The sequence below is a fragment of the Brevibacillus sp. NRRL NRS-603 genome, from assembly GCF_003013445.1.
Taxonomy (GTDB): Bacteria; Bacillota; Bacilli; order Brevibacillales; family Brevibacillaceae; genus Brevibacillus; species Brevibacillus formosus.
Genome location: NZ_PXZN01000016.1, coordinates 200,473 through 222,575, shown reverse-complemented (window position 1 = coordinate 222,575; position 22,103 = coordinate 200,473). Strand labels below are relative to the sequence as shown.

The 22,103-nt window shown below is 45.6% G+C and carries 22 protein-coding genes; 8 read left to right on the top strand and 14 right to left on the bottom strand.

Annotated features, from left to right (window positions below; genetic code table 11):
• Positions 1-51 precede the first annotated feature (51 nt).
• On the top strand, positions 52-1,530 hold the full coding sequence (locus C7R94_RS16205) for a sigma-54 interaction domain-containing protein (protein WP_233220578.1): 1,479 nt from the start codon (positions 52-54) through the stop codon (positions 1,528-1,530).
• A gap of 55 nt (positions 1,531-1,585) precedes the next feature.
• Here C7R94_RS16205 and C7R94_RS16200 read toward each other — a convergent pair whose 3' ends face one another.
• Both C7R94_RS16200 and C7R94_RS16195 read right to left on the bottom strand, forming a co-directional pair.
• Positions 1,586-2,503: a phosphotransferase gene (locus C7R94_RS16200; protein WP_106782838.1), complete on the bottom strand. Its 918-nt coding sequence runs from the start codon at positions 2,501-2,503 to the stop codon at positions 1,586-1,588.
• A 52-nt stretch (positions 2,504-2,555) separates the two neighbouring features.
• Complete coding sequence (locus C7R94_RS16195; protein ID WP_106782836.1) at positions 2,556-3,191, bottom strand: helix-turn-helix transcriptional regulator; 636 nt, start codon at positions 3,189-3,191, stop codon at positions 2,556-2,558.
• A gap of 221 nt (positions 3,192-3,412) precedes the next feature.
• On the opposite strand from C7R94_RS16195, the gene murB reads away from it, so the two are divergent.
• The 3 genes from murB (at position 3,413) to C7R94_RS16180 (ending at position 6,069) form a co-directional block, all read left to right on the top strand.
• Positions 3,413-4,315, top strand: coding sequence for a UDP-N-acetylmuramate dehydrogenase (gene murB / locus C7R94_RS16190; protein ID WP_106782833.1), 903 nt, complete (start codon positions 3,413-3,415; stop codon positions 4,313-4,315).
• A gap of 23 nt (positions 4,316-4,338) precedes the next feature.
• On the top strand, positions 4,339-4,692 hold the full coding sequence (locus tag C7R94_RS16185) for a HesB/IscA family protein (protein WP_106782830.1): 354 nt from the start codon (positions 4,339-4,341) through the stop codon (positions 4,690-4,692).
• Between the two features lie 186 nt (positions 4,693-4,878).
• Positions 4,879-6,069 (top strand): multidrug effflux MFS transporter, encoded by a 1,191-nt coding sequence (locus tag C7R94_RS16180; protein ID WP_106782827.1) that lies wholly within the window; start codon positions 4,879-4,881, stop codon positions 6,067-6,069.
• Between the two features lie 66 nt (positions 6,070-6,135).
• On the opposite strand, the gene C7R94_RS16175 is transcribed toward C7R94_RS16180, so the two are convergent.
• The 4 genes from C7R94_RS16175 to C7R94_RS16160 form a co-directional block, all read right to left on the bottom strand.
• Complete coding sequence (locus C7R94_RS16175) at positions 6,136-8,157, bottom strand: endonuclease MutS2 (protein ID WP_106782824.1); 2,022 nt, start codon at positions 8,155-8,157, stop codon at positions 6,136-6,138.
• 361 nt (positions 8,158-8,518) lie between these two features.
• Complete coding sequence (locus tag C7R94_RS16170) at positions 8,519-8,989, bottom strand: macro domain-containing protein (RefSeq protein ID WP_106782822.1); 471 nt, start codon at positions 8,987-8,989, stop codon at positions 8,519-8,521.
• A gap of 18 nt (positions 8,990-9,007) precedes the next feature.
• Positions 9,008-9,394 (bottom strand): hypothetical protein, encoded by a 387-nt coding sequence (locus tag C7R94_RS16165; protein WP_106782819.1) that lies wholly within the window; start codon positions 9,392-9,394, stop codon positions 9,008-9,010.
• 23 nt (positions 9,395-9,417) lie between these two features.
• On the bottom strand, positions 9,418-9,981 hold the full coding sequence (locus tag C7R94_RS16160) for a putative glycolipid-binding domain-containing protein (RefSeq protein ID WP_106783221.1): 564 nt from the start codon (positions 9,979-9,981) through the stop codon (positions 9,418-9,420).
• Positions 9,982-10,135: 154 nt separating this feature from the next.
• Here C7R94_RS16160 and C7R94_RS16155 point away from each other — a divergent pair, with 154 nt between their 5' ends.
• Positions 10,136-11,596 carry a flavin monoamine oxidase family protein gene (locus tag C7R94_RS16155; RefSeq protein ID WP_106782817.1) on the top strand — a complete coding sequence of 487 codons (1,461 nt, stop codon included), beginning with the start codon at positions 10,136-10,138 and terminating at the stop codon, positions 11,594-11,596.
• Between the two features lie 61 nt (positions 11,597-11,657).
• On the opposite strand, the gene C7R94_RS16150 is transcribed toward C7R94_RS16155, so the two are convergent.
• From C7R94_RS16150 to C7R94_RS16140, 3 genes are read right to left on the bottom strand one after another with little or no spacing between them, the layout of a single operon-like run.
• Positions 11,658-12,227 (bottom strand): GNAT family N-acetyltransferase, encoded by a 570-nt coding sequence (locus C7R94_RS16150; RefSeq protein ID WP_106782814.1) that lies wholly within the window; start codon positions 12,225-12,227, stop codon positions 11,658-11,660.
• Positions 12,228-12,274: 47 nt separating this feature from the next.
• The gene (locus tag C7R94_RS16145) at positions 12,275-12,862 is read right to left on the bottom strand and encodes a DUF3238 domain-containing protein (protein ID WP_106782811.1); all 588 of its coding nucleotides are present in this window, start codon (positions 12,860-12,862) and stop codon (positions 12,275-12,277) included.
• Between the two features lie 30 nt (positions 12,863-12,892).
• Positions 12,893-13,366, bottom strand: coding sequence for a hypothetical protein (locus C7R94_RS16140; RefSeq protein ID WP_106782808.1), 474 nt, complete (start codon positions 13,364-13,366; stop codon positions 12,893-12,895).
• Between the two features lie 121 nt (positions 13,367-13,487).
• On the opposite strand from C7R94_RS16140, the gene C7R94_RS16135 reads away from it, so the two are divergent.
• Complete coding sequence (locus C7R94_RS16135; protein WP_106782805.1) at positions 13,488-14,051, top strand: AAA family ATPase; 564 nt, start codon at positions 13,488-13,490, stop codon at positions 14,049-14,051.
• A 34-nt stretch (positions 14,052-14,085) separates the two neighbouring features.
• Here C7R94_RS16135 and C7R94_RS16130 read toward each other — a convergent pair whose 3' ends face one another.
• The 3 genes from C7R94_RS16130 to hutG form a co-directional block, all read right to left on the bottom strand.
• Positions 14,086-15,660 (bottom strand): FAD-dependent oxidoreductase, encoded by a 1,575-nt coding sequence (locus C7R94_RS16130; RefSeq protein WP_106782802.1) that lies wholly within the window; start codon positions 15,658-15,660, stop codon positions 14,086-14,088.
• 443 nt (positions 15,661-16,103) lie between these two features.
• Complete coding sequence (gene gltS / locus C7R94_RS16125; RefSeq protein ID WP_087348204.1) at positions 16,104-17,291, bottom strand: sodium/glutamate symporter; 1,188 nt, start codon at positions 17,289-17,291, stop codon at positions 16,104-16,106.
• Positions 17,292-17,303: 12 nt separating this feature from the next.
• Positions 17,304-18,269 carry a formimidoylglutamase gene (gene hutG / locus C7R94_RS16120; protein ID WP_106782800.1) on the bottom strand — a complete coding sequence of 322 codons (966 nt, stop codon included), beginning with the start codon at positions 18,267-18,269 and terminating at the stop codon, positions 17,304-17,306.
• Between the two features lie 110 nt (positions 18,270-18,379).
• Between hutG and C7R94_RS16115 the strand changes: the two genes are divergently transcribed.
• Positions 18,380-19,270 carry a LysR family transcriptional regulator gene (locus C7R94_RS16115; protein ID WP_047068480.1) on the top strand — a complete coding sequence of 297 codons (891 nt, stop codon included), beginning with the start codon at positions 18,380-18,382 and terminating at the stop codon, positions 19,268-19,270.
• A gap of 37 nt (positions 19,271-19,307) precedes the next feature.
• Here the strand turns inward: C7R94_RS16115 and C7R94_RS16110 are convergent, their stop codons facing one another.
• Entirely contained in the window at positions 19,308-20,426 is a 1,119-nt protein-coding gene (locus C7R94_RS16110) for a hypothetical protein (RefSeq protein WP_106782797.1), read from the bottom strand.
• A gap of 131 nt (positions 20,427-20,557) precedes the next feature.
• Here C7R94_RS16110 and C7R94_RS16105 point away from each other — a divergent pair, with 131 nt between their 5' ends.
• The gene (locus tag C7R94_RS16105; RefSeq protein WP_106782795.1) at positions 20,558-20,782 is read left to right on the top strand and encodes a PLDc N-terminal domain-containing protein; all 225 of its coding nucleotides are present in this window, start codon (positions 20,558-20,560) and stop codon (positions 20,780-20,782) included.
• Between the two features lie 116 nt (positions 20,783-20,898).
• Here the strand turns inward: C7R94_RS16105 and C7R94_RS16100 are convergent, their stop codons facing one another.
• The gene (locus tag C7R94_RS16100; protein WP_106782792.1) at positions 20,899-22,065 is read right to left on the bottom strand and encodes a cytochrome P450; all 1,167 of its coding nucleotides are present in this window, start codon (positions 22,063-22,065) and stop codon (positions 20,899-20,901) included.
• Positions 22,066-22,103 lie beyond the last annotated feature (38 nt).

The window sequence follows — 22,103 nt, the reverse complement described above, 5'->3', positions numbered from 1 at the left end:
TCGAACAAACTATAACCAGGAAAGGGTGCGAGAACGATTTTTGAAGCCGGCATGCTGCTCTCGTCTTTCGATTCTTTCTCCGTAATCGAGCGTTCCCATCATCGCGCGATCTCTCATGCTGTCTTTCATTCTCTCTATCAGCAATTACAGGCCTCTGCGAAGCTTTCACCCTACGAATTTTCTCTGATCAGGGATGCGCTAATCCATTTGTTACAAAATGGCTCTTTTCCGTTTTACCCGCTGTCCCTTTCTACTACGCGACGTTCTTCCGCACTCCAAACGGATCATGTGATTCCAGCTCTCAGGCATCCCTCTCATTCTGTTCCTAATTGGAAGAGTCTTCTTTTCGCATGGGCTGAAAACAGCCAAGAATACCTAATCGTACTCAGTGACGAGCGCGTCGTACTTTTTGCTAACAAGCGGGCACAAGAACGATTTTCTTTATTTGAAGGCCTTGCTCTCGAGGCGGATTGGGAACAAGAACGCTTAACCAACTGGTATTTAGAGGAACTCGATCTAGGGGAAAAGACGTGGTATCGCCTCTTTCTTATTCGCCCATGCACGTCAACCTTGTCAAAGGCTACTAGCAGCTATTCGTTTTCAGAGATTCATACGAATAGCCCCCTCTATCAAGCTCAACTACATACAGCACGTATTGCTGCACAATCGCTATCGAATACGTTGTTGCTCGGAGAAACAGGATGTGGCAAAGAAGTCCTCGCGCGTGCCATCCACTCCTCCAGTTCGCGAAAAGACGGCCCTTTTCTTGCAGTCAATATCGCAGCACTTCCACGCGAACTGATCGCCAGTGAGCTATTTGGATACACGGAAGGAGCTTTTACTGGAGCAAAAAAAGGAGGACAACCAGGAAAATTTGAAGCAGCAAATGGAGGAACGCTATTTCTCGATGAAATCGGGGAAATGAGCATGGAGCTTCAAGTGCTTTTGTTGCGGGTACTCGAAGAACGCAAAGTGACGAGATTGGGCTCTCACGAAGAAAAGCCATTAGACATTCGTGTTATCGCTGCCACCAATCGTTCCATTGAAGATGATGTACGGAATGGCCTGTTTCGTGCAGACCTTTACTACCGGCTAAATATCCTGCAAATACGTATCCCTCCTCTGCGCGAACGCAAAGAAGACATTGCAGCCTTGGCTGACGAGTTCCTCCAGCAGCTTCATACCCAATACGCTGGCGGTCCGACAGGTATCTGTGAATCTGCCATGTCGATCTTGCAGCAGCACTCATGGCCTGGAAATATTCGTGAGCTGCGCAATATCGTGGAGCGAGCATTTTTACATGCGTTCGGTGAATCGTGGGTCACCTCTCACCATCTTCCGAGCGAATGGCAGCAGCAGTATGGATTGCAAGAAGCATCCGGAGAACCTTTGCCATTATTGCGCGAATTAGAGCGACAGACGATCCAGCAAGCCATCACGCAAGCTCCGTCCATCAGCGCCGCAGCAAAAAAGCTAGGAATTGCACGAAGCACGCTGTACCGGAAAATGGAAGAGTTAGGAATTGGTTAAAAAAATCGGGGGATGAGCTAAAGCAGCTTATCTCCCGAAACTTTTTACCGATGCCCTATTCGTCAGCGAGTGCTCGTCTTATCGTCATTCTTGCTTCCTCTGCCACTTCTTCGTCCTTGTGATCAATGGCTTGCATCCAGAGCAGCATCGGAATGTACACCGCCATCATTCTGGCCAATATTTTTGTCTCTTCATCCACTTCTCCATACGCATGGAAAAAAGACTGACGGCCTTGTGGCGGTAAAAAACTGTAAGCCACATTTACATCCGCTCCTGGGTGACCCACATTGAGATCTCCCCAGTCAATGATGCCTGATATATGCCCAGCTTCATCTACCAGCATATTTTTAAGATGGAGGTCTCCGTGCAGCAGCACTTCACGTGGTCTAATTCGGTCGATCACGACTTGCCCTAAATAATTCGCGATCGCATCCCGATCCTCTTCGGAAATATGTACGGCTAAGGTAGATAAGAACGTCTGCATCTTTTCTTTTCTCTGTGCAATGTCCAGGAGGTTCCTGTGATCATGTTCGATCCCGTGCTCGCGTGCACGCTGAAGCGGAAACGCGTGCAATCCTTTTAAAAACGTTGCAAGTGCCACTGCCGATGAAGCACGCTGCTCGTCGGTCAAGCCTTTTGGAAGCGTTCCGGGTACATACGTGTACCCTAGAAAAGGGAATGGATAGTCGTCGTTTGGTTCTCCATAAAAAACTGGCTTAGGATACGGGATCGTCAGGAATGCCGCAAGCATTGGCAGCAGCACCCCTTCCTTTTTGATCAATTCAACAGCGACATTTCGCCTGGGAAAACGGAAAACATATTCGTCCCCCACTCGAAAGACCACGTTATCCCAACCACAGCCAATCAGCTTGATGGGCATAGAAAATAGCCGCGGAAACTGACGGAAGATGAGTGAGCGTGCCAATGGTGCAGATACTTCCCAGTCAGCATCCCAAGGATTCGAGTTAGTCATGGTTTTCGTTCCCCCCCATTTTTCGTTTCATCTTCCGTGATGATGCTTGCAGCTACGATTGCGCATAGCGGATCTGGTAGACACATTTCTTACCGCCGATTGCCACGCATTCCGTCTGCTCAACGCTTGTCTGCAGTAACGCTCGGTAACAATTAAGCTCTCTTGCACAGATCATCTGATACCGATCTGCTATTTTAAAATAGGGACAATTGTGCTGTGTGATCACATATTCCTTATCACTGACCTGTTCCCAGCTCGCCATAAATCCGTTGTCATCTTGAATGCGTGCCATCTCTGCCACCTTTTCAGATAGTGCTTTTCCTTCCATTTGTCCCTCGTGTTTCTGGATAATCTTCTCTTGCTGTCTTGAGAAAAATTGATCTATTCGGTCTTCCCCGTCTGCCAGCACGATATGCTCCATCAAATCCACGGCCAATTGCTCGTAATCATTCGGAAATTGTTCGTTACCTAGCTGTGTCAACGAGTAGTAGTGCATCGGTCTTCCGGCTTTTTGGCGACCTACTCTGCACACAACAAAACCGTCTTTTTCCAAGTAGATCATTTGCCTGCTGACAGCTACCTTGGTGAGCTCCAGCCTGTTTTGCAAATCCTTTGTGCTGAGCTCCCCTTCTCTCTTCAGCAACAACAGAATGTATTCACGTGTTGATAGGTGTCTATATCTCTCCATTTTCTCTTCGCCCCTTTATTGGAAAAGAACGATACGCTCACAGTATATGTCCTTTGTATAACTAATTCAACAAACATGTTTATAAAGTGACGCTCTTTATTCATCGCGAAGCCTTCGCAACTGCAATTTATTAAACATTTTAGTTGAATATATATAAATTCGTGCCTATACTGTGATTGTAGTGCAAAGGTGCTATTTTCCAAGAAGGATAGGTGAAACGAATGAAACCTGTATTCTCCCTTCTCCGTGAACGGCAGGTCGAAGTTGCTTATCAGGAGCCTTTGGCGGCACATACAACCTGGAAAATTGGCGGACCTGCGGATTTACTGATTACACCAAGCAGTAAATCCCAACTGATAATGGTTCTGCAAATACTGAATGAACATCATGTCCCATGGATGGTGATGGGAAAGGGCTCCAACCTTTTAGTCAGTGACAAAGGGTATCGCGGGGCGGTCATTTTAGTAAACAAGGCTTTGGACTATGCCCGAATCGTGGGCAATCAGATTTGCGCAGGGGCCGGCTACTCCTTGATTAAGCTTGCAGCGTTGGCAAACAAGCACAGACTCAGTGGCTTGGAGTTCGCAGGTGGAATACCCGGGTCTGTCGGCGGCGCTGTGTATATGAATGCAGGCGCCAACGGATCAGAGATATCAAACATTTTCCATTCAGCTGAAGTGATCTCACAAACAGGAGCCATTCGCTCCTTGCGTGCTGTAGACATGGATTTTTCTTATCGCCACTCTTCCTTGCAAGATACTCATGTCATTATCACAGAAGCGATTTTTGAATTGACTTTGCGCGACAGTGAAAGCATCAAGCTCCAGTGGAACCAATATAAAGAAAAACGGTTAAAAACACAGCCTTTGCCGTTTGACTGTGCAGGCAGTGTATTCAGAAATCCTCCAGGCTATTTTGCTGCAAAGCTCATTGAAGATGCTGGCCTAAAGGGCATGAGGTACGGTGGCGCGGAAGTATCGAGCAAACATGCCAATTTTATTATGAATACCGGAAATGCCACCGCACTTGATGTATGGACACTTATGAAGCAGATTCAGGAAAAAGTTCACAGCCAGTCAGGTATTCACCTTGTACCTGAGGTTGTGATCGTAGGTGAACAGTAAGCATAAAAAAGGGAGGTCTCACGATGATTCAAATCAGCGAAGCTGCCGTCACTCGCATTCAACATATGCTCGAACAAGAAAGCTCTTCTTTCTTCATTCGTTTTGGCGTGAAGGACGGAGGGTGCTCCGGAATGACCTACGGACTCGGTTTTGATGATACTTATCAAGACGGCGACACCACCATCGAAAAGGATGGCGTGAAGCTGGTCGTCAATCCAGAAAGCTATCCGTATGTCGATGGCGTCGAAATCGATTACAAAGAGAGTGGAATGATGGGCGGATTTACGATTCAAAACCCGAATGCAATCGCAACCTGCGGGTGTGGAAGCAGCTTCCGTACAGCTTTACATCGAGGGAAAAGAGAAAAGTGTGAGTAAATCATCAGACGAAAATGACTTGTCACTGATTACTTAGGAATGCTATTCTATTGAAAAAATTCCCCCTATTGCTTATGTAAGGTGACAATATGCTTTCATTTTCTAGGCTAATCAAATGTAAACCCCCAATCCCGTAATCTCCCTCCTGCACTGTTTGAGATTTTCGAATGTAGGGGGAATGAATAAGTGAATAGAAAAATCTCAACACCATCTTTGCTACTGTTGATCATCCTGGTAGGTTTTCCGCAAATTAGTGAAACGATCTACACACCTTCGTTACCTGATATCGCCAATAACCTCCATGCCAGTAACAATACGATCCAACTGACACTCAGTATTTACTTCCTCGGTTTTGCCTTTGGCGTATTATGTTGGGGAAGACTCTCTGACGCTATCGGTCGACGCCCTGCCATGCTTTGGGGAATTTTCGTTTACGGCCTTGGCAGCTTGGGTTGCTACCTCTCCGATTCGGCTGACTGGTTGTTATGGAGCCGGTTCATTCAAGCTTTCGGTGCGAGTGCAGGATCGGTGGTAACCCAAACCATCTTACGCGAGAGTACCGATGCCACCAAGCGTCATGCTGTTTTTGCTCAGATTTCAGCTGCTCTGGCTTTTACACCTGCAATTGGCCCCTTAATCGGTGGTTGGGTGGATCAATCGTTCGGCTATCAGGCTGTTTTCTTCACGCTAATTGCGATGAGCGTAGCGATTTTTGCTTACGCGTTTGTATCGTTACCTGAGACCAAAACACCTACAGCTTCAAAGCTAAACACGCTTGCTGTAGCCAAACGACTTTTTACGGACAAAAGAATTTGGGCTTTTGGTTTCTTAATTGGGGCGACAAATGGCATGTTGTTCAGTTATTATGCCGAAGCGCCATTTATTTTCATTGCGTTTTTCGGCATGACACCTGGTGTGTTTGGGTTCTTGGGTATTTTCGTAGCTTTGGCTTCTGTGATCGGGGCAATGCTCTCGAAAAAGCTGCTAACCAAATACCCGGCTGAGAACATAATTCTAATCGGTTCGCTGGTAACCACGTTAGGGGCAGTATGCCTCACAACCTTCACTTTGTATGGCGCGAGTCCGTCCGTTGTCTCGATGGCGATCATGGTAATCTCTATCTTTATCCTTTTGCTGGGGATCGGGATCGCGATTCCAAACTGCCTGAGTTTAGCTCTCGTCCACTACGGCGATGTCCTCGGAACTGCTGGCGCTATTTTTGGTTTGATTTACTACCTCATGGTCAGTCTCATCACGAGTGGCATGAGTTATGTTCATAACGGCTCGCTTACCACCATGCCGATCTACTTCTTGCTATTGGCGATCATGATGGTGCTTGTTAGCAAACAAATGACGGCTAGCCATATAAACAAATAGTCTATTCACATCAACATCAAAAAGCCGATTCTCTCTTAGAGAAAATCGGCTTTTTGCCCATACTCGTCACTCCTCCCGCTTCGTCTCGATCGATAATCCTTCGACATGCTTGCGACTCATCATCTTACGCTTCTTCCGGTTCTCTTTCGTCTCGAATACGATGTCCATGTCATAATCGGCCGGATACAGTTCTTTGCCCTCAATATGCAAGACGAGGCGCTTTTTGTTGATTTTATATTTCTGATTTTGAATCATGACGCCAACGATACCTTTGGAGTCCTCCGCAGCAAATACGATGCCGGTTCTCCCCAGATAGGAGATGAATACACTATCACCAACAGCAAATGGTTTGTCACGCTTTGGCGTGGCTGGTGTGCCTGCGGCTTTTTCTGAAATCTCCTGTGGAAGCTGCTCTCGTCTTTCCTCTTCCGCCTCTGCGTCCACTTCTTCTGGCTTTTCTATTACTCTTGTCTCCACATAACTTGGAGCCTGTTCCTCTTCCTCTTGCTGCTCGACGTCTTGGTATTGTTCCAGCCTTCCCGTACTGGTAGTCGTAGTCGCGAATCCATTCCGAGTAATTTCCCGAGAACGCTGAATCATCTCAGACGGGATACCCAGCTTCAGTGCGATCAGGAATGCGTAGCTCTGGCCTGCTTCTCCGATTCGCAAGCGATACAGTGGCTGCAAGGTCTCCTCATCAAATTCCATTCGTGCATTTTGGAACCCGGCAGTTGCGGAGGCAAAATTTTTGATTTCGTTAAAATGTGTATTCACAATCACGGTCGCGCCTCTTCGGTGCAGCTCCTCCAAAATCGCAATCGATAAGGCGACCCCTTCTCCTGGATCTGTGCCCGTAGCCATCTCATCAATTAGAACGAGGGTCGAGGCGTCGGTAATCTTCAAGATTTCTAGGACATTATGGATATGCGCCGAAAACGTGCTTAACGCTTGCTCGATGCTCTGCCCATCCCCAATATCTACAGCGATGTTACGGAAAATGGAGAAGCGACTGCCTTCCTGTACAGGTACGAGCAAGCCTGACTGCACCATCATGGTTAACAACCCAATAGTTTTTAACGTCAATGTTTTCCCGCCTGTATTGGGTCCTGTAATAATAAGCGATTTGTACTCTCGACCAATTTTCAAATGCAGCGGCACCATTTTCGGCCCGAGCAACGGATGCCGTGCTTCCTTGACATCGATGATCCCTTTGTCATTTAGTTCTACATTCGCGCCTCCGATTGCCAATGCGTACTTCGCTTTTGCGAAAAGGAAGTCATACATTCCAACGGTCTCGACATTCACGGTGAGTTCATGGGTGTATTCTTCAGCGAATGCGGACAATTGCATCAGTACTTTTGTTACTTCGCGTTCTTCCTCTGCCTTGAGTGCTGTGAGCTCAAACTGTACGGTGCTGATCTCCGTCGGTTCCATATAGACGGTTTGACCGCTCGCCGACTCATCTAAGACACTGCCAGCCACTTGCTTGCGATGTTCCTTTTTGATGGGGATAACATAGCGTCCATTGCGTGTGCTAATGACATTTTCTTGCATGATCGAACGATATTTGTTCATGATCGAATCCAGTTGTCTTTTCAGCCGTTCTTCAAATACGACAATGCGTTTGCGCACCTTCAACAAGTCTTTGCTGGCGGAATCGACAACTTGCCCATGACGGATGCATTGTTCGATTTCATTTTTCAATTTTTGGACGTCGTACATCGATGCTGCATACGTGCTTACGCGTGGCGCCCATTGTTCTTTTGTCGCCATGTACTTCATGAGCTGTGAGCAACTCGTTAGGAACAAGTACAGATTCGTAAAATCATGTACGCCAAATACATATCCTGTCCCCAGAAGAGAAAGAATCTTCTCCATCCCTTCCAGCGCGGGAATCGGTACACTGGCTCCATTTTGCAGGATATTCTTGGCTTCTGCTGTTTCGTCCAACTTACTACGCACTACTTTGACAGAGTCCATCGGCATCATTTGTTCTACATGCTTTTTCCCTGCGTACGATAAGGCGTATTCCATTACCTTTTCTTTGATTTTGTCGTATTCGAGACGCTGTAATGCTTTTTCATTCATGACTGATTTCTCCTTTTTTATGAAAAATAAAAAGGGCGAAGAATGAACAAATGTCATTCTCCGCCCTTTTTTGGGATACCCAAACAAAACGCAACCAAATAAAAAACCGCGCTGAACACAGCACGGATTTTGGGCGCAATGATAGGGTTTTCACCTAAGGCATTGTATGATATCCGTTGTTCTTAACTAATTCCAAGGCCGATTATCACCCAACACAAATAAACTTTGCTACATGGCAAAATTTCGAATGATAAATCAAGACCTTTTGTATGGAATTGCTTTAGTTAAAAACGACCGCCGACATCAACATCTCTCCCTAGATATGGTTACTATTCACTTTAACGCATGTGATCCTCTACCGTCAAGCCGCTTCCCATTTGTACACCTTCACACTAAAGCCCACAAAAATATCGTCAAGCTGCTTACTCACCACATCCCAATCCCCGCCTGCTAATCCGCAGCCGATCCCGTATGGAATGGCGATGGTCAGATTTTCTTTTTTCGCTAGGGAGAGAACTTCTTCCAACCCTTTTCGCAGCATGTCATATTTCGTGTAGACTCCTTTTTTTCCATAACCAAGCTGTGCGAAAAGGTTGGCAATGTACCTCCCTTCTCCGACCTGGCATAGCAGCACTTGTCCAAGGAGCTCGCCACGTGCATCCGCATACTGCTCGCAAAGCCGCTTGTACTCCGTATAAACGCTTGGATATTTGGCTCTTATTTGCTTGGCAAGACCTGCTCCCATCACCCCCATGCAGTTCACCTGCTGCACGATGATATTTTCCGTGGCTTCAAGTATATTGCCTGACACGACTTGTACCGACTCATTCATAGCATTCACTCCTTTTCCTTACGCTACATGCAGGGCTTTCTTTTTCCGTCTGAGGAAATACAAGCTAATAAAATAAAGTAAAGATGCTGCTACGCCCAGGACGTAAAACTTGAGAAGCAGCGTAAAGGTATGCATAACGATTAAGAAAAGCATCATGGTTGCGATGATTCCAGCCACGATGTACAGCATTGCTTCCAGTAGGAACAGGAGACTTCCCTTGTTCCATGGTAATCGCTTCATGACCCAATCAATGACGATAGATTGCGGGATCCCTAACAGAAATACCGTCGGGAACGTAAACATCGCAACGAAAAGAACCGAGGATCGATCCTGGAAATACAGAAGTGCAGCCCCAAACGTAAATAAAAAACTGGCCAGTATACCCGCGATAAACCTCTCAGCCATGTGGAACAATCACTCCTTGCTTTCTACACGTGCTCACGTATAAACAGGTCTGGATAGTTCAGAACCAACCCATTTGTATCGACGGTGATGTTCTCCACGAATGTTCCCGCCTGGTATTGATAGACAGAAGAGTCCTCTTTGCTTTCTAGCAACGTATATTGCTGTTTTACTTGTCTGTACGTCAGCTCATGGGCTGAGAAATAGACGACTTGGATAGACTGCGGTTCCCATGGAGAATACGACAACCGGCGGATTGGCAGTGTATTTGTGAAAGGTGTACAAGAAATATCAATATCGATACAGCCAACGAGCTCTGGAATGGGCTCACCCACCTCGTTTGTCCAATTTCCCTTGCCATCCGATGAAAGATGCAAAGCTCCCTCTTCTCCCATGATTGCCAGTGAAACCTCTCGCGTGACCCAATTTGAATCCAGAACCATTTCATATTGAATTCTGGTTAGGGTGGCGTCATTCAACCTCCCGATCACCATGCTATTTACGTGGATTCTATTCGAGCCCTCCCGTATTCTCAAGTGCTCATATCCGACACCTGTCGTTGGTTTCCAGATAACATTCGTTGGTAACATGTGAATCCCCCGATCATTTGTTCCCCTTTTCTCCATCCTATCACTTCTTGGATGAAAATGGTAGAGCCCTGTATGATCGACTTACCCAACGCATACTTAAGTACTCCATGGAATAGGATCATAGTACCGGAAAAGAATGGAAAGGGGACAATCAATGGATAATCCCTCCTTCGCCTTCACACAACCTGACATGTTGTCCATTATTCGCAATGGTCTCCCACAAACCCACTCTCCCCTCCATATCATCATCGTCGGGGCGGGAATGGCTGGTCTTGTTTCTGCCTCGTTGCTAAAAGCAGCGGGACACAACGTAACGATTTTGGAAGCAGCAAACCGCATAGGCGGCAGAGTTCTCACACTGCGCTCTCCTTTTACCCATGGTCATTATCTAGAAGCTGGGGCAATGCGTATTCCCCACACGCACGAACTTACCCTCGCATACGTGACGAAATTCGCGCTTCCCCTTCATCCGTTTATCAACACCTCTCCGAACGACATCATCTCAGTAAACGGCATTAAAACAAGACGTTGGATCTACCAACGCAATCCCGACATCCTCCGCTTCCCTGTAGCTCCCCATGAAAGAGGCCGTACTTTCAATGAATTAGCCGGGCAAGCCGTTAAGCCTGTCATCGACTTCATCAATCTCGATCCAGCGAAGAATTGGCCTATCGTTGTCAAAAAATACGATCGTTTTTCCATGGAGCAATTCTTGCGATTCAATCCTGTTGGCCCTTCCTTATCCGCCCCCGCTATCGATATGATCAAGGTCATGACTGGCTTCGAAGGATTCCCTGAGCTCGCCTTTCCTGAAATTTTACGAGACTTCATCCTGTTCGATCCTTCTACACGCTTTTACGAAATAGCAGGGGGATTTGACCAGCTCCCACAGGCATTTCTCCCACAATTACAGGACAATATTTACTTCCGGCATAAAATGACGCGAATCGTCCAGACGGGAAATCAAATGACCATTTCTGGCGTACGTACCGACACAGACGAACTGTTTCAGATGACCGGTGATATCGCGATTATTACCATCCCTTTTACCGTCTTGCAGTTTGTTCAGGTCGAACCGTATGACCTGTTCTCCTATAAAAAATGGAAAGCCATTCGTCAACTTCACTATGTTTCCTCATCCAAAATAGGCGTCCAGTTTTCTCAGCGCTTCTGGGAAGCACAAGGAATAAGGAGCGGACAAACAGTAACGGATTCTCCTATTCGTCTCTCCTACTTTCCCAATCACGGGTTTGATCAGCCCGGCGGTGTCGTATTGGTCAGTTACACATGGGAGGATGACGACCTTCCGTGGCTCAGCATGTCAAAGGAAGAACAAGTTATGCAAGCGGTAAAGCATCTGGCTGACATTCATGGGCAGCAGGTGTACGATACCTTCGTTACGGGGGTCACACATAATTGGGCACTACAACCTCATGCTGCTGGTGCCTTTGCCTTGTTCAAACCGTTGCAGGAGACGGAATTTGCTTCCCACGTTGGTACGCCTGAAGGAAGAATTTATTTTGCAGGGGAGCATATCTCGAATGAACATCATGGCTGGATTCAGGGAGCGATTGAGTCTGCTGTGCGCGTAGCTGTAGAAATAGGTAGAAGATGAGCGGGGGTCTGTACGATGAAAGATTCCGTACATTCCCCCGCCGTTTATCGACTACGTTTTTTTACGAATTCAACTCATACTCTTTTCGAAGCAGCGCCAGCTTCACAAGATCAATGTACATCCCATTTTCAAATTCCGTTTCTCGATGGATTCCTTCCACTTGAAAGCCAAATTTTTGGAGCAAATGGATGGATGCGGTATTTCGCGTATCTGCGTCAGCTTCTATTCTGTTTAAATGCATATGCGCAAATCCGTGCGCGATGATGGGCCGCAGTGCTTCCGACATGATCCCTTTATTCCACCACGAAAAATTCAGATCATACCCAATCTCCGCTTTGTTATGTACAGCATGGTAATGTTTGTAGCCGCAGCTGCCTAGAAATTTTCCAGTGGAACGGTCCGTAACCGCCCACCTGAGTCCCTGTTGCTGTTCAAATAAGTCTCGATACCATCGAAGTTCATTTTCTGCATCTGCTCTCGATTGAAACCTCGCTATCCCTACATATCTCGCCACCTCTTCATGCGATAACACTTCAAAAATATCTTCTATGTCTCGTTGATCAGGTTGTCTAAGGATCAATCTGTCTGTTTCGATGACAGGGAATTGGGCGAAGATAGTTGAGTTACTCACGATAAGAACCTCCTCGAAAACGTATGTTGAGAGATTTTTGGTGCCTACTACAGTATCTTACGAAAGTGATATTCCATCTCTCCAGCCAAGGCTGCCGGAGTATCACCTGTTTCGCGGAAATCATGGGTATAAATCGTTTCAAACGGCTCAAAACCCGCTTGCTTATAAAACTCAAAGCAAGGGAACCCATCATGTGCTCCTTCGATCTGTACTAGACCATCCCTTTTCGCCGTTACCGATAATAAGTAGTCGACCGGAGGCGCATGCTCATTCAGGGGATTACTCGCACTTGCGCTCATTTCAAAGCTCACTTCTTGATCTGATTTCCATATCATATTCCTGCACAAAATGCCCTCTGTACTCGCTTTTCCTTTTCGCAGTTGAATCGAGCCATCCGGATTCGTGATTTTCTCCGTTGTGATTCCCGTGTTCTGATAAGTAAAAATTTCTTTTTTCATAAAGTCTACGACAACCTCTTGCTCCACTCTGGAACGCATCGTGTTAACGGCATACGGGGTAAATTCACGTGAATCGCCTTCGAATTGAATGATTTTTCCTGTTTGTAGATCGATGTTAGGCTCTGTCCATGACAAGGGGATAAATACACTCGCTCTGATTTTGATCAGGTTCACCATAGCTTGCACCTCCATGAGTGATTGTTACTTCTAAGACAAATATGTGATGTTTTGGTTCGGAATGAACTCCAGACAAATATCTTCAAATTCTTTGCAATCAGCCAATTCGGACAGATTCATAGAGGCTTGTATCCTTTCTACGCCCATCTTCGAATTCACCAATACATAATACGCCATGAGCAAGGCTTTTCTACAATGATCCTGGTTTGGTTCACGGACGAGTAACTCGCATATGACAGCTGTTCTCTTATCCTCGTCATATTGTAAAGCGAGATGATAATCCCAAAATGGTACGGCGCTTTTACTCCCAGCAGAACAAACAATAGGAAAACGAGCCTCTACAAATTGATGGATGATCTCATTTACTGCATCCGTGCTTACCTTCTTCATGTTGTTATCAACACAGCTTATTCCTTGATGAATCACCTGATAATAAGGCACGTTCAATAGATGCTGCTTAAATCTCTCTATTAATTCCCCGCGCAAAAAAATAGGACCTATCATAATGATTCCCCTCATTTTCTTAATCGCGTTACAGTGACCGCCATGTTATGATAAAAATACGAGAATTATCCAAGGATTACCACATAAAAATTCACATAACATAGTATGGTAAGGTGGGATGATGATGTTGCAAGAGAATGCCAATGTTCATGCTCCAGACAGATGTATTTTTCTCGTTACGGGGATTATGGCTTCTGGAAAATCAACAGTAGCTCAGTTACTTGCTGAAAAGCTGAATCGAGGCGTCCATCTGCGTGGTGATTCGTTCCGACGAATGATTGTAAATGGCAGAGAGGAATATATGCCTGAACCGTCACAAGAAGCCATTCGTCAGTTGCGGTTGCGCTACAAAATAGCAGCCTCTACGGCAGACACTTTTTTTGAGGAAGGATTTAATGTCGTTGTACAGGATGTTGTGATCGGCCCCTTATTGGGCGAATTTGTTGAAATGATTCGGAACCGTCCGTTGTATATTGTCGTACTCACACCAAGCGAAAAAGCGGTTGAAGAGAGAGAAGCCTCCCGTCCCAAAACAGGGTATGGTGCTTGGACGATTTCCCACCTCAATAAAATTTTGCAGACTGAAACTCCAAAGCTCGGCATGTGGATCGATTCTTCCGAGCAGACACCTCAGGAAACTGTCGAGGAAATCTTACTCTCCATAAAAAAACCTGAGTTCGGTTAAATCCCGAACTCAGGCAATTAGATCGTCTAACAGCTTACACTGCGTACATCGTTGGCCAGAAGTACTCTACGCCTTCCGCGTACAAGAACGCTTGGAACTTTTTCAGCTCATCAGGCGTGTTTCGGACAGCGCGAGGAGTCAGGCCATATTGCAAGCAATAAGCTGTCAAATATCCAGCTACTTCACCGACGTTCCACTCTACTGGGTGGAGACGGAAGCATCCATTTGTAATATGTGTAACCCCAAGATTTTTGCCCGCTGGCAGCAGGTTATTTACACGCACAGGAATTAGGCTGCCCAACGGAATTTGGAACGGATAGGTAGACACATCGACGTAATTGCGGTTTGCTGTGCTCGGATGCAAGTCGATTCGGTAGCTACCGACTCCAACGGAATCTTCGAAGGCTTCTGCTTTGCCTGTTTTGCGGACAAATGCACTCACATGCTGCTCCAACACGGTGAACTCCGCTTTGATCCGGCGGGATTCACGAATATACGGATACATCGCCAGTCCATCCTCTGTTCCCACTACATCCTTGCGCAGTCGCAGTCCTGGATACCCTTGTCCACCATCTGGGCGAGGAGCCTCTGTTTGCATCCAATACAGAAGGGAGAGACTCAACTGTTTACCACCGTAAAGGTGACGCTGACGCTCTTCCTCTGACACATCAATGATCGAGCCCAACCAGTAATCATTTTGCGGCCAGTTAACGAGCGATACACCACTCTTGTACAAACCGGTTTGGAAGTTTTTCGGATCAGCAACCTGACGATACGTGAAGAGCGGAAAATATTTTGTACCCGGGAACAGCTCATATCGTACAGATTCAGCAGTATTTCGCGGGTTGGAGCCTGTCCAGCTGAGCAGCTTGTCCGGCCAAAAATCTGCTTTGTAGTTTCTCCAGAAGTCATACGTTTCCGGTTTGGCAATTGTATGATCTTCTCCCTCCAAATAGTCCATGGCAAAAACATACGTAAACGCCTGAATATCATTTGGCTGCGGCGGTCCGACAACAGCATTTGGCTCTCCCGTTTGATCAACTGATTCAGCGCCAAGTACATATTCGACGCCGGCTTGCGGGAGAACATCTCCACATTCTGTCGCGTCCAAGAAATAAGGTGCTACCAATTCATGAAAATCATGATGCTTCCTATCTTCGACCGTAATCGACAAGACATTATCGCCATCCATGCGAACGGCATGCAGCTTATGATTCGTCAGAATAGTAAGTCTACCGCTGTTAATATACGGAGCAAGCATCTGATAAAAAACAGCCAGTGCTACTTTTGGTTCGTGGCAAAGACGACTTACGGAACCGTTACCAGGGTCAAGATTCGGGATGACGCGTGCTTCTGCCGTCATTGGATAGTGGTTGCGATAATAGTCACGCACGCTGTCACGGAATGTGCGATAGCTGCGCGTGCAACCAAACTGTTCGATCCATGGATGCTCATCTGGCGGTACCGCTTGACTCGTAAATTGACCACCAATCCAATCGGTTTCTTCTGTCATAATGACTGATTTTCCTGATTTCGCTGCGGCCAGTGCTGCTGCGCAGCCACCAGTACCTCCCCCAATGATTACCACATCAGCGTGAAGTTCTCTCATATCACTTACCTCCACATTCTCTAATTTTTGGTTGTTTCTTCCAATTAATACGCAAAAAATGACAATAGGTTACAATTTTCGCAAAAAAACTAAATAATTTTTCCATTAGCTACTACTTTGCAAACTTTGACTCTGCATCAGTGATTCAAATTTGCCTAGGAGTTGCTGCCCCTTTTCATCCCCTTCCTGCTGTCTCTTGCCAAGCCAGCATTCCACATTCCCCCCCTGAAACTTAGTGTTTTTGGGTGAAGTTAACAAAAACAAGAACACACGTTCCTATATAAATATATACGAACAAGATGCGAACAGTCAAGAAAAGATTTCCTTTTCTTTCTATTATTTGTAAAACCATAGACGGTAGAGAGTAAACCAAAAGTGAATGTAAGCACAAAAAATCCCTCCAGCTCGACTTTCGCCAGCATGAAGGGATTTTTAAATCGTCTTTATTTAAACAAATTAATCGTGGTAATAATGATCGGCATCGCGAAAACGTCAATCAGAAAGGCACCAACGATCGGAACGACCAAGTATGCTTTTCGTGAAGGACCAAATCTTCCCGTTACGGCCGCCATATTCGCCATTGCGTTTGGTGTAGCGCCCAGACCATGTCCTGTAAAGCCTGCGACCATGACTGCGGCGTCGTAGTTTTTGCCAAGCAAGCGGAACAGGACAAAAATCCCAAACAAAACGATGAATACTACTTGAACAAATACGATCACGAGCATTGGAAGCGCAAGATCGGCAACTTCCCACAGCTTGATGCTCATCAGTGCCATGGACAGGAAGATTCCGAGCGTCACGTCACTGATAAGGTTGATGCTCTTCATGTCGATTGCCTTTGGATTGAGCTTATCTACGATGTTACGCACAATCACCGCTACAAACATCGCTCCCACATAACCTGGCAAAACAAATCCGGTTGCGGTCGAGAACAGCTCTCCCAAATACGTTCCCAATGCCATACAGAATGTAATCAACAGGACTTGGATGAAGAAGGTATTGGAGTGAATCGGTTGTCCTTTTTCTTCTACTGTCTCTACTACTTCTTCCGTTTCCGTCGGCTTCAGATCGTGTTTGGCAATTAAATATTTCACAGTCGGTCCGCCAACCAAGCCCCCTGCTACGAGACCAAAGGTAGCTGCTGCGATCCCAATCGCCAACGCAGATTGAATGCCCATATCCTCAAGCGTTTGTCCAAAAGCGCCAGCCGCTCCATGTCCACCTTCCATCGAGACAGCCCCTGCCATCATCCCGATCAATGGATGAATCCCGAACACGGAAGCTAAAGACACACCAATTACGTTTTGTGCCAAAGCAAGAAATCCACAGGCGATCCAGTAAATAACGAGCAGCTTACCACCAAGCTTGATTAGCTTAAAGCTCGCTCCCAATCCAACAGTAGTAAAAAACGTAAGCATGAACAAGCTTTGCAAGGAAGTATCCAATGTAATTTGTAAAATTCCGGTCGCTTTCAAAGCCGTTGCAATGATAGCGAACAACAAGCCCCCAACCACAGGTGCCGGGATACAAAACTTTTGCAAGAAACTAGCCTTTTTTACGAGGAATGTACCTAATACGAGAAGTGCTACTGCGAGAAAAATCGTCGTTACTTGATTAAGTGCTAACGTCATAGTTGTCTCCCCTTAGTTCTCTAGTAATCCCATGATGGCTTCATTCGTCAAGTAAGCACCTAACTTTACTGTTCTTCCGTTTTCATCTAAAACCGGATTCACTTCACAAATATCAAAAGAAAGCGTTTTCTTATGAGCGGCAACGGTACGGATCAAAGTGCGGACAACCATTGGTGTTAAACCAAAAGGAGATGGAGCACTTACTCCCGGTGCAAACGCTGCGTTTAAAACATCTGTACAAAGCGTCAGCATAACATGATCGTGTTTTTCGATGAATTCACTTACAGATAAACCAATTTCATCCATTCGTGCGTCTGTCATTTCTTCTTCATACACATACCGCACACCGAGCTCATCTGCTTTATCAAATAGCTCTTGCGTATTTCCGAAACGCTGAATCCCCAACACAAAATAGCTGCTATTTTTGTCATGCTCCAGTATTTGCCGAAACATCGTCCCAGATGAAGGCTGAACTTCATAGGAACGCAAATCGAAATGAGCGTCAATATTGATAATGCCCAGAGAAGCCTCTTTTCCAATATGCTTTCGGACACCGATGTAATGTCCATACAATGTCTCATGGCCTCCGCCTAAAATAATGGGCGTCATGGATTTAGAAAAGATGGCAGAAACGGCATTCCCCAATTCTTCCTGGGCAGCTTCTAGCTCTTCGTTTGGACAAGCAACATTCCCCACATCGACAAGCCGTTTTCCCTCCTCCACTTTCCAAGGAAGGCTTGCAAGCGCTTGACGAATTGCGTTTGGAGCTTTGGCTGCACCTAATCGTCCTTGATTGCGCCTCACTCCCTCTTCACATTCAAACCCAATGATAGCGACTGTGCGATCCTTGGCAGCTTGCAATGTATCCAAGTCCGTTATTTCTACAATCTGATGGTAGCGAAAACTGCTTCTTCTCTCCGTATGGTCAGTCCGGCCGGTCCACAAATCTGCTGATACATTCTTTGGCAAGCTATTCATCCTTTCTGAACCTTTTGTTTATTGATTATATAATGACAAACTTATTATTTCTAATATATAATTCAAATAAATTGATAGCTTAAAGCTATAAATGAGGGCAGGCGATCCAGTTGGACATCAAACATTTGCACTATTTTGTGACAGTTTGCGATCAGTTGAGCTACTCCAAAGCCGCACAAAAACTGCATATTTCACAGCCTTCCTTAAGTAACGCGATCAAAAATCTGGAGCAAGAAGTCGGCTCTCCACTGCTCGAGAGAAATACGAGAAAAATGGAATTGACGGATGCTGGTAAAATTTTGTATCAGAAATCGCTGGTGCTTCTTTCCCAAATGAACATACTGAAAAAAGAAATGGAAGAAGTAAAGCTGACTGGCAGCGGCGATCTCATTATCGGCATCATTGAGTCCGTGAAGCATTGGATTCCAAAAGTCATTCGCGGATATCAGGGACGTTTTCCCTCTATTAACATTAAGCTAATCGAGGTGCTGAGCGGGAAAGCTGTAAAGGAATCACTGCGGAAGTATCATACGCATTTGCTCATCACTAACCAATTTATCGATGAGGAAGATATCGAATCCTTTCCTCTGTATGATGAGCGCTTAATGCTGGTGCTGCACAAGGATCATCCGCTGGCGGAAAAGGAATCCGTTCGATTGAAAGACTTGGCTAGTGAGCCATTCATCATTAGTACAGAGGGATTTCAGACGAGGGAGGATATTTTAACGGCCTTTTCGTTTGAACTAGTGAACCCGCAAATCAAATTTGAGATTGAGCGCTTTGAAACCGCGTTAACGCTAGTGAGGGAGAATCTGGGGGTTACGATTATTCCAGAGAACTATTTGTCTGGATCAACAGATGCTTCGCTTGTTCGGAAAACGATTGATTCGCCTGCGTTAGAGCGGACGGTTTATTTGGCGTATATGAAAAATCGTTATTTGGCCCCAGCGGTGCAGGCTTTTCTAGAGGAGGTTCGGGGGAAGTTTCCCTCCAAAACATAGCCAATACCCTCTACATCACATAGAGGGTATTGGGTTGCTACTTCTGAGGAATCGTCACCGTTAACTCTTCTTCCGTATCCTTCTGATAATCTTTCTTCCAGTAGAGGAGCTCGGTTTCACTCTTCCATTCGAGTGGGAAGTAGTCCGTGTGATCATCGGCTTGAAGCAGCTTTTCCTGCTTCATGGTAGACAAATCATACAGCCATATGTCTTCTGTCTCTTCGTCTTCCATCCCGTATTTTCCTTTAGCAACTCTCCCACTTAATAAAGAAAATGCTGCCCATTTCGAATCTGGTGAGAAATGGAATTGGGAAATATACGAAAAAGGCTCACTCATTTTATCGTTTGCTACCTGATAAATTTGTCCGCCGCGATGTCTGCTCGTTCCCGTATCCAATAAGAGATACTCAGAATCGGGAGACCATGTAAAGAAATAGCGGTCGATGGCAGCCTCTTTTACTGGGGAGGGTGAATCGTTGCCAACCTTCCAAATGTATGCCTGACCATCTTCGGTACTCCCCTTATAATAGGCAACTGCTTGAAAGTTCGGCGACCATTTGGCGTGAAATGTATCCTCGTTTGTATACAGCTTCTGCTCGATCTTGTCCATTTGCTGCCATGTTTCCGGATTCACCTGTATACTTTCGGCCTCCAAGGTTGCCTGTGGATAAGTAGCGGGATCAAAAAGATGATAGTAATACTTGAAGCCGTCTTTTCCAAATACTTTTACATGGTGAGTCGAACGTTCATAGTAGCGGGCGTTTCGGCGATCCTCGTCCTTGTCCGGTAGGTGAAACGTGTATTCATCCTCTTTCCACTCCCCCTGATATGTCCCCCCTTTCACTTTTTCTATTTCACGGATTTTATTGAGTACTTGATAAGGAGACAGAGGTTCTTTTTGTTGTTCTTCCACTGGTTGCTTGGTAGGTGCTGTTGTGTTTGGGCTAGAGGGTGGAATTGGTTCAGATGTTGGTTCTTTCTCCGTTTCTTGATTGGGTGCGACGGATGGAGTAGGGCTTAGTTTTGCTGCGGCCTCTGTTGTTTTGTCGGTATTCTCCGATGCTATCGACTGAGGAGGTTCCTGCTGACACCCGGCTACCAAGGCGAACATGCAGAGCATCGACAGCCATTTTATTTTGTTCGAAGCTTTCCTCAATGGTTACACGCCTCCGAGTATGGTAAAAAGTAGAATGAAAGCATTCCGATTATACCAAAAGCATTACACAATTCCCTCTTCTTTATATATAATTGGGAAAGTCTTGTAAATATTTAAAAGCAGGTGATCCTTTGGTTCAAGTAGGCGATGCTTCACCAACCTTTTTTGTGCTCCTCCCGATCCTTCTCATCTTATTATTGAACGTGATTAATATTGTCATCAGTATTTGGGCATACCGTGATGCGAGGAGACGAGGGAATAGCAAGGAGTTCTCCATCATTGTGCTTATTGCTTTATTGTTTTTTCCGATTATTGGGTTGATTGTTTATTTGGTGATACGGAAAGATAAGTATTGAAAAGTAAGGAATTCTATTTTCCTTACTTTTTTATTTTCTAGAAAAACCAAACTCCATAAAAAAAGCAGTCGAACAGGATAAGCTTCCTGCTCAACTGCTTTCTAAGAAAAGAATACTTAGTCTCTCGTCACATTGAGGATCAGATCGTTATCAAATCCACCGATCGAGATATCAGAGTAGCACTTGATCATTTCTGTTAGCATCACCTTTGCTTCCAGCCTGGATAATGGTGCGCCCAAGCAGAAGTGGCAGCCTTTACCAAAGGTTAAATGCTTGTTGCTATTAGGTCGATGGATATCGAATTGATCTCCTTGTGCAAAGGTATTTTCATCACGATTGGCAGAACCGAGCCATGCCATGACGATTTCGCCTTTTTTCATCAGACTTCCGAACATATCCGTATCCTCTTGAACCTTGCGCATCAAAACCTGTGCTGGCGGTCGGAAGCGCAACACTTCCTCGATCGCTTGATCTACCAGCTGCGGATTTTCTCTTAATTCACGATATACGCCTGGTCGATCCAGTAAAAAGCAGTAGAAAACACTGAACAAGAGCGTACTTGTCGTTACATTTCCAGCGAGCAGCAAGCTGATTGCAATATCAATAATCTCGGGGTCAGATAGTTTTTGGCCTTTATATTCTGTTTGCGTTAAGTCGGATAGGAAATCTTTTGCCGGGTTCTCTCTTTTTTCTTGAATGATCGGAGAGAGATAAACGGCCATTTCCTTCATAACTTCTTCCTTTTTGAGGTTAATATCCTCATACGTTTCGCGGGTCCCGGAAGCAATGAGAACATCGGACCATTGCTTGAACAGCATCCAATCACTAGACGGTACACCAAGCAAATCGGCAATGACAATCACCGGCATCGGGGTTGCGAGATCACCTAAAATTCTGATGCTTTGCTTTTCTTTTACTTCCTCTAACAAATGACGTGAAATTTCTTGAATACGCGGCTCCCACTCCTGAAGTGTTCGGGTTGAAAAGGCCTTTGTATAGAGTGCTCTTCTTTTTCCATGATCGGGCGGGTCCATTTCTGTGATGCCCTTTTCTTTCAATGCGAGGGAACCGGCGATTCGTTTGCCTGTATCACTTGAAAAGAGGTGATAATCGGTCAGCACACGCTCTACATCCGAATACAGAAATACATTCCAAACCTGTTGCTTTTCATCATAATAGACCGGGCTATTTTTTCTCATTTCTGCATACCAGCCGTACGGCTCAAACTGTTGTTGCAGATTCTCGGCACCTGATATTTCATTAGGGAATACTATTTTATTCATTTCATTCACTCCTTATTTAAATAATAAATAGACTACTG

What these genes read in the sequence shown, in the direction of transcription:
- C7R94_RS16205 (WP_233220578.1), top strand. Translation starts at nt 52, where the DNA reads ATGCTGCTCTCGTCTTTCGATTCTTTCTCCGTAATCGAGCGTTCCCAT.
- C7R94_RS16200 (WP_106782838.1), bottom strand. Translation starts at nt 2,503, where the DNA reads ATGACTAACTCGAATCCTTGGGATGCTGACTGGGAAGTATCTGCACCA.
- C7R94_RS16195 (WP_106782836.1), bottom strand. Translation starts at nt 3,191, where the DNA reads ATGGAGAGATATAGACACCTATCAACACGTGAATACATTCTGTTGTTG.
- murB (WP_106782833.1), top strand. Translation starts at nt 3,413, where the DNA reads ATGAAACCTGTATTCTCCCTTCTCCGTGAACGGCAGGTCGAAGTTGCT.
- C7R94_RS16185 (WP_106782830.1), top strand. Translation starts at nt 4,339, where the DNA reads ATGATTCAAATCAGCGAAGCTGCCGTCACTCGCATTCAACATATGCTC.
- C7R94_RS16175 (WP_106782824.1), bottom strand. Translation starts at nt 8,157, where the DNA reads ATGAATGAAAAAGCATTACAGCGTCTCGAATACGACAAAATCAAAGAA.
- C7R94_RS16170 (WP_106782822.1), bottom strand. Translation starts at nt 8,989, where the DNA reads ATGAATGAGTCGGTACAAGTCGTGTCAGGCAATATACTTGAAGCCACG.
- C7R94_RS16165 (WP_106782819.1), bottom strand. Translation starts at nt 9,394, where the DNA reads ATGGCTGAGAGGTTTATCGCGGGTATACTGGCCAGTTTTTTATTTACG.
- C7R94_RS16160 (WP_106783221.1), bottom strand. Translation starts at nt 9,981, where the DNA reads ATGTTACCAACGAATGTTATCTGGAAACCAACGACAGGTGTCGGATAT.
- C7R94_RS16155 (WP_106782817.1), top strand. Translation starts at nt 10,136, where the DNA reads ATGGATAATCCCTCCTTCGCCTTCACACAACCTGACATGTTGTCCATT.
- C7R94_RS16145 (WP_106782811.1), bottom strand. Translation starts at nt 12,862, where the DNA reads ATGGTGAACCTGATCAAAATCAGAGCGAGTGTATTTATCCCCTTGTCA.
- C7R94_RS16140 (WP_106782808.1), bottom strand. Translation starts at nt 13,366, where the DNA reads ATGATAGGTCCTATTTTTTTGCGCGGGGAATTAATAGAGAGATTTAAG.
- C7R94_RS16135 (WP_106782805.1), top strand. Translation starts at nt 13,488, where the DNA reads ATGATGTTGCAAGAGAATGCCAATGTTCATGCTCCAGACAGATGTATT.
- C7R94_RS16130 (WP_106782802.1), bottom strand. Translation starts at nt 15,660, where the DNA reads ATGAGAGAACTTCACGCTGATGTGGTAATCATTGGGGGAGGTACTGGT.
- gltS (WP_087348204.1), bottom strand. Translation starts at nt 17,291, where the DNA reads ATGACGTTAGCACTTAATCAAGTAACGACGATTTTTCTCGCAGTAGCA.
- hutG (WP_106782800.1), bottom strand. Translation starts at nt 18,269, where the DNA reads ATGAATAGCTTGCCAAAGAATGTATCAGCAGATTTGTGGACCGGCCGG.
- C7R94_RS16100 (WP_106782792.1), bottom strand. Translation starts at nt 22,065, where the DNA reads ATGAATAAAATAGTATTCCCTAATGAAATATCAGGTGCCGAGAATCTG.